The organism is Methylobacterium sp. EM32, from assembly GCF_040593685.1.
GTDB lineage: Bacteria > Pseudomonadota > Alphaproteobacteria > Rhizobiales > Beijerinckiaceae > Methylobacterium.
In genome coordinates, this window is record NZ_JBEXZS010000009.1 from 25,352 (window position 1) to 31,769 (window position 6,418).

6 protein-coding genes are annotated in these 6,418 nt (G+C 74.8%); 4 read left to right on the forward strand and 2 right to left on the reverse strand.

Annotated elements, in window-relative coordinates:
• Positions 1–19: 19 nt before the first annotated feature.
• Positions 20–775 (reverse strand): CoA transferase subunit A, encoded by a 756-nt coding sequence (locus ABZT49_RS02295; protein ID WP_355282482.1) that lies wholly within the window; start codon positions 773–775, stop codon positions 20–22.
• A 334-nt stretch (positions 776–1,109) separates the two neighbouring features.
• On the opposite strand from ABZT49_RS02295, the gene ABZT49_RS02300 reads away from it, so the two are divergent.
• Positions 1,110–2,987: an AsmA family protein gene (locus ABZT49_RS02300; protein ID WP_355282485.1), complete on the forward strand. Its 1,878-nt coding sequence runs from the start codon at positions 1,110–1,112 to the stop codon at positions 2,985–2,987.
• Between the two features lie 37 nt (positions 2,988–3,024).
• On the forward strand, positions 3,025–3,579 hold the full coding sequence (locus tag ABZT49_RS02305) for a hypothetical protein (RefSeq protein ID WP_355282488.1): 555 nt from the start codon (positions 3,025–3,027) through the stop codon (positions 3,577–3,579).
• Here the strand turns inward: ABZT49_RS02305 and ABZT49_RS02310 are convergent.
• Positions 3,560–4,318, reverse strand: coding sequence for an NAD-dependent deacylase (locus tag ABZT49_RS02310; protein WP_355282491.1), 759 nt, complete (start codon positions 4,316–4,318; stop codon positions 3,560–3,562). The two genes, ABZT49_RS02305 and ABZT49_RS02310, sit on opposite strands and share 20 nt — an antisense overlap.
• Before the next feature lie 238 nt (positions 4,319–4,556).
• On the opposite strand from ABZT49_RS02310, the gene ABZT49_RS02315 reads away from it, so the two are divergent.
• A complete protein-coding gene (locus tag ABZT49_RS02315; RefSeq protein ID WP_355282494.1) occupies positions 4,557–5,441 on the forward strand; it encodes a hypothetical protein in 885 nt (294 codons plus the stop codon).
• 86 nt (positions 5,442–5,527) lie between these two features.
• Positions 5,528–6,148, forward strand: coding sequence for an HAD hydrolase-like protein (locus ABZT49_RS02320; RefSeq protein WP_355282499.1), 621 nt, complete (start codon positions 5,528–5,530; stop codon positions 6,146–6,148).
• The last annotated feature ends 270 nt before the right edge of the window (positions 6,149–6,418 follow it).

Below are 6,418 nucleotides of genomic sequence, written 5' to 3' on the forward strand. Positions count from 1 at the left end.
GGGTCTCCTCTCTCGCTCGTTAGATGGCGCCGCCGCCCGTCGGGGCGGGCGCGGGTTCGGCGTTGGGGGCGGCGTCGCTGCGCTTGCGGGTGGTGCGCTGCTCGATACGCTTCTGCGCGTTCGGCACGTGGATCATCCGCTTCACGAACACGCCGGGCGTGATGATGTGGTCGGGGTCGATCTCGCCGGGGCGCACCAGGTGCTCGACCTGCGCGATGGTCATGCGCGAGGCGGAGGCCATCATCGGGTTGAAGTTCCGGGCGGTCTTCCGGTAGACGAGGTTGCCCTCGGTGTCGCCCTTCCAGGCATGGACCAGCGAGACGTCGGCGAACAGGCCGCGCTCCATCACGTAGGTCTCGCCGTCGAACTCCCGGGTCTCCTTGCCCTCGGCGATCAGGGTGCCGACGCCGGTCTTGGTGAAGAAGGCCGGGACGCCGGCGCCGCCGGCGCGGATGCGCTCGGCCAGCGTGCCCTGCGGGTTGAACTCGATCTCGAGCTCGCCGGCGAGGTACTGCTTGGCGAAGGTCTTGTTCTCGCCGACATAGGACGAGATCATCTTCTTGATCTGCCGGGTCTCGAGCAGCACGCCGAGGCCGACGCCGTCGATGCCGGCATTGTTCGAGATGACCGTGAGGTCCTTGGCGCCGCTCTCGCGCACCGCGTCGATGAGGACGTCCGGAATGCCGCACAGGCCGAAGCCGCCGGCCATGATCGTCATGCCGTCCCGCAGGACGCCCGCCAGGGCGGCGGTGGCGTCGGGGTATACCTTCTTCATCCCTCGTTTCCCCAAATTCTGGTGCCGCCGGAGCGCGCGAGCGCCCTCGTTGTCCCGCACGGATGCGGCGCCTCGCCGCCCTGTTTAGCATCGTTGCGGCGCCGCACCACCGGGCGGCGCGAGGAAAATGTCCCGCTGCGGGAGGGGCCCATGGACAGGAATTCCGTAGCCGGAATCCCGGCCGGCGGGAAAATCCTGCCGGGGAGACAAGCCCCGCGCGAGGGATTATAGGGGATCGGGGAAGGCGTATGCCGCCGGCGGGCCCAACGAGGCCGGCCTGGGCGGCGCCCGGGGGGGCGCACGAGTTCTCGTCCACGCCGGCAGCCGGAGAGCGATGTCGCGCCGAACCACCCTGGCCCTGAGCGGCGCCGCCGTCACGGCGCTCGCGGTCACGGCCGCTTCCCTGCCCTGGACGATCGCGGCGCCGCGGGCGGCCGCCTTCGCGGAGCGGGACCTGGCGCGGCGCTACGGCCTCGGCCTCTCGGTCGCCGGCCCCGCCACCCTGACGCTGCTGCCGGCCCCGCGCCTGACCTTCGCCGGGGTACGGCTCAGCCGCGGCGGCCACGACCTCGTCGCGAGCGAGGGCCTGCAGATGCAGCTCGGCCTCGCCGGGCTCCTCGCCGGCCGGGCCGAGATCACCGGCCTCGTCCTCGACCGGGCCCGGATCACCCTGCCGGAAGGCGGCGGCGACTGGGCCGAGCCGGCGGCGCGGCTCGCCGCGCGGGTCGCCGCGGGCCGCGGCCGGCACCTGCGCCGCCTCGTCCTCGTCGACGCGACGCTCTCCTTACGCGATCCCCGCACCGGCGCCCCCGAGACGGTGACCGGCCTCAACCTGGTGGCGAACTGGCCGCGCCCGAGCGCCGGGCTCGACCTGTCCGCCGCCTTCACATGGCGCGGCGTGCCGGCCTCCCTCGCCCTGTCGGGCCTGCGCCCGCGCGAGCTCGCGGCCGGGGCCGAGACCCCTTTCGTCGCCGCCCTGACCTGGAACGGGGCGGGCACCCGCGCCGCGGGCAGCGACGCCCGGATCGAGGGCCGCGCCGAGATCGAGGGCAGCCTGGTCTGGGCCTCTCGGGAGGCCCCGAAGGACGCCGCGACGGACATCTCCGCCAAGGAGGCCGCGGCCGGGGGCCCGCGCCTGTCCGGCCAGGGCCGCTTCTCCACCGCCGCCCTGCCCGGCACCCTGGCCTGGCTCGGGATCGCGCCCGGCCCCGCTTCGCTCGCCGGCCCGGTGAGCCTCGACGGGCGCTTCCTCGCCCGTCCCGGCGGGGTGGAATGGCCCGAGATCCGGGTGCGGGTCGGCGACAGCCAGCTCGAGGGCGCCGGCGCCGCCGCCCTGGTGCGCGGGCGGCTCTCCGTCACCGGCACGCTCGCGGCCGAGCGGCTCGACCTATCGGGCCTGGTGCCCGGGGCGGTCGTCCTGTCCGAGGCGGGATCCGGCGGCGCCTGGAGCCGGGCGCCGCTCGCCCTCGACGATTTCACCTACGGCGACCTCGACCTGCGCCTCTCGGCGGCCTCCGCCCGCCTCGGCCCGGTCGAGGCGCAGGACGTCGCCGCCGGCCTGCTGGTGCGCGACGGCACCGTGGAGGCGACGCTCGGGCGGGCCACATTGCAGGGCGGCACCGTCAAGGGGCGGGCGGCGCTCGCCGCCCTGCCCGCCGGCCTCGACGCCCGCCTCCAGGGCAGCGCCGACCGGATCGACCTCGGCGGCCTCTTCGCCGATCTCGGCTGGCCGCGCTGGATCCTCGGCCGGGCGCAAGGATCGGTCGCCCTCGACGGCGCCGGATCGAGCCTCGCCGACCTCGTCGGGCGCCTCGCCGGCCGGGCCGCCGTCACGGTCGAGGGCGGGGAGATCTTGGGGCTGAACCTCGCCGACCTCGCCCAGCGTCCCGAGACCGCCGCCACCGCCCTGCGCCGGGGCGGCCGCACCCATTTCGAGCGCGCCCGGATCGGCCTGACGGTGAGCGACGGCGTCGCCGAGATCGGCCAGGGGCAGCTGCGCGGCACGGCGCTGGCCGCGAGCCTCGGCGGCCGGATCTTCCTCGCCGAGCGGCGCCTGGGCGCCGAGGCGCGGATCGAGCCCGGGCCCGACGGGCGGACGGGCGGACGGTTCGCCATCGAGGGGCCGTGGCTGCGCCCGAGCCTGCGGCCGCTGGCTGCCCGTACGCCGGCGCCCACCGGCCTGCCGGCCGCCGCCAGCGCCTACGCGCCCTGAGCGGAACCCCGGAACCGGCGGAACGTAAGGAGCGTCCGTGACGCCATCACAGAAGCACCGGCATCGTCTCGTCGCCTGGACCGGGGGTGGCGCCGCCTGGGCAGGGGCGCTCGCCTGCCTCGCCGCCCTGCCCTGCGCCGGCGCGCCGGCCCAGCCGGCGCCCGCCCCGGTCCAAGCGGCCCCTGCGCCGGTTCCTGCGCCGACCCCGCCGGAGGCATCACCCGCCGCACCGGCCCCGGGCGGCTTCCCGGCGCTGCCGGCGACGCCCTATTTCCGGGTCGTGCCGATGAACGAGGCCCGCACCATCGGGTTCTTCACCAGCCTTTTTCCGGATTGTTCGGTCCAGGGGCCGGTGGTGGCCCGCCTCGTCGAGGCGCCGAAGCACGGCAGCGTGCGCTTCACGGCGGACGCCTCGTTCCCGCGCTACGCCCCCTCGTCGCCGCTCGCCGCCTGCAACCCCCGCAAGGTCGAGGGCCTGAAGATGATCTTCGAGGCCGCCGAGGGCTACGAGGGCCTCGACGCCTTCCGGGTGCTGCTCATTCAGCCCGACGGCTCCGCCACCCAGCTCGACGTCAAGGTGTCGATCCGTTGACCTCGCCGCCGCTCCCGCCGCCGACCTGCCGCAGGAGATCGTCCACGAAGGCCGGCACCGCCTGCGTGGCCGGGCCGTAGGTGGCGTGCGCGAACAGGCCGGCCGTGTCGGAGGGGGCGAGATTGATCTCGCGGGTCGGGATCCCGGCTTCCCGCGCCCGCGCCACGAAGCCCGCCGCCGGATAGACCGCCCCGGAGGTGCCGATGGCGACGAACAGGTCGGACTCGTCGAGGGCCTGCGCGATGGCGTCGAGGTGGAGCGGCATCTCGCCGAACCAGACCACGCCCGGGCGCATCCCGCCCCGCCGCCCGCAAGACGGGCAGGCGGTGTCGACGCAGAGATCCTCCGCCCAGGGGCGGCCCGCGCCGCAGGCGGTGCAGCGCGCCCGCATCAATTCGCCGTGCATGTGGGTGACCTTGCGGGAGCCGGCGCGCTCGTGCAGGTCGTCGACGTTCTGGGTGCACAGGAAGAGCCGGCCGCCGCGGGCGGCGAGGCCCGCCTCCAGGCGCGCGAGCGCCGCGTGGGCGGCGTTGGGTGCCGCCTCCCGCACGCCCTGCCGGCGCAGGTTGTAGAAGGCGTGGACCTCCTCGGGCTCCGCCGCGAAGGCCTCGGGCGTGGCGAGCCGCATCGGATCGAACCGTCGCCACAGCCCGCCCGGATCCCGGAAGGTGCCGAGCCCGCTCTCGGCCGAGATCCCGGCCCCGGTGAGCACGAAGACGTTGCGGGCGAAGACCTTCACGCGCGGCCCTCCCGCCGGTGTCGCGATTCGGGCGACGACTGGGACACGATTGTGTCAAAGCTCGCGCGCGGCAGAACAACGCCGGTTCCTGACCATCGCGGTGCCGTCACTGTGACCTCCGTTGAGACTTTATCAATTCTTGCCATGGACAATCCCTGTCACCCATCCTAAGTGAGGATCGTGCCCGCGCGCATGGCGCCGGGCGACTGATTCCGAACAGATCGCTTCAGGACATTCAATGACGCGCCACCGCGCGAAACCGTCATTCACGGTCGAGATCAAGCGCAGCCGCACCTCCCCCCTGCCCGACGGCGAGCGGCCCCAGAGCGAGCGCCCCGTCCTCACGCCGGCGGTGGGCAAGCCCCCGGCAGGGATGAACAAGCACGCGGCGGGGATCAACAAGTCCCCGGCAGGGATGAACAAGCCGGCACCGGCCCTGCCCCATCCGGCCGAGGCCCTGTTCAAGTCCCCGGCGAGCCCGTCGAAGCCGTCGGCGAGCGCGCCCGCCGAGCCCGAGCCCCGGCCCACCTCCCCCGGCCGCAACCTCTGGGCCGGGACCGGCCTCCTGGAGGAGGCCGCAGCCGCCACCAAGTCCGGCCGCTTCGACCCGCCGGACCTGCCGATCTTCAGCAAGTCTCCTGCCGACAAGCCGTCCGAGAAGGACGCCGCGCCCGCCAGGGACGCTGCCCCCGCCAAGGAGGCCGCACCCGCGAAGCGCGTCCTGCCGAGCCTGATCGCCCCGCCGGCGCCCGAGCCCGAACCGGAGGTCGCGCCCGAGCCCGAGCCCAAGCTGCCCCGGGTCCGCCGCTACCGCGCCGCCGCGCCGCCCGCCGCCCGCCGCACCGCCGGCCCGCGCCCGGCCTTCGTGTGGCCCGAGGATTGGCCCGACGAGGCCCCGATCCAGACCCCCGCGCCGATCACCGTGCCGGCCCCGCCCCGGTCCCAGGACCGGATCGAACTCGCCAGGGTCGAGCTGCCGCAGACCGAGGCCGCGCCGCACGCCGCCGACGACGGCGAGCCCCGGGCCGGCGAGATCCGCCCGCGGGTGAAGCGCCGCACCGGCGACGAGGACCTGCGCATCGGCCAGCGCTGGAAGCGCCGGCTGCCCCGCGTGTGCTGGTAACGGACCGGATCGCGGGTCGGGATGATCCTGCGGCCGATCGATCTGATCCCTCTGCGGACCGGTGCGGTCCGCCCTACCGGCTCGTCATCGTCGATTTCGACGGCACCCTCGCCGACACCTTCCCGTGGTTCTCCCGGGTGCTCCCCGGCGTCGCCGACCGCTACGGCTTCCGCCGGCCGGCCGCGCACGAGGCCGAGTCCCTGCGGGCGCTGGAAGCGCGGGCGGTGATGCGGCACCTCGGCGTGCCGCTCTGGAAGCTGCCGCTGATCGCCCGCCACATGCGCGGCCTCGCCGCCCGCGACGCTGGCGACCTCGCGCCCTTTCCGGGCATCCCCGCCCTGCTCGCCCGCCTGCGGGCCGGCGGCCTCACCCTGGCGCTTGTCAGTTCGAACCGCGAGGACGTGGTGCGCCAGGTGCTCGGGCCGGGCAGCGCCGGCCTGATCGACACCTATGCCTGCGGCACGGCCCTGTTCGGCAAGGCGCGGCGGTTCCGGGCCGTGGCGCGGGCGAGCGGCGTCGCCCCGGACCGGATCCTGTGCCTCGGCGACGAATTGCGCGACCATGCCGCCGCGACGCGCGCCGGCCTCGCCTTCGGAGCGGTGACCTGGGGCTACACCCGGGCGGAGGCGCTGGCGGCGGCGGGGCCGGCCCACCTGTTCTCCGGCCCGGAGGCGGTGGCGGCGGCGCTGCTGCCGGGGGCGGCGTGATGGTCGGAGCCCATCCCCAATGGGCTTCCGACGACATCATACCCTCCGCGTCATCCCGGGGCTCGGCGCAGCCGAGAACCCGGGATCCATAACCGCTGACGGCGCCGAACCGAGCGGAAAGGCGTCCCGACTTATTCTGAAGCGTCAGCGGTTATGGATCCCGGGTTCCGCTATCGCGGCCCCGGGATGTTGGGGTGGACGGCCCCCGACGGCATCGATTGTGCCAGATTGGGGTCGTCTGAACACCCAACCGAGGAGACCGTCCGTGAC

Bases quoted from the DNA above. Each gene is read 5' to 3' on its own strand.
- ABZT49_RS02295 (WP_355282482.1), bottom strand. From the start codon at position 775: ATGAAGAAGGTATACCCCGACGCCACCGCCGCCCTGGCGGGCGTCCTG.
- ABZT49_RS02300 (WP_355282485.1), top strand. From the start codon at position 1,110: ATGTCGCGCCGAACCACCCTGGCCCTGAGCGGCGCCGCCGTCACGGCG.
- ABZT49_RS02315 (WP_355282494.1), top strand. From the start codon at position 4,557: ATGACGCGCCACCGCGCGAAACCGTCATTCACGGTCGAGATCAAGCGC.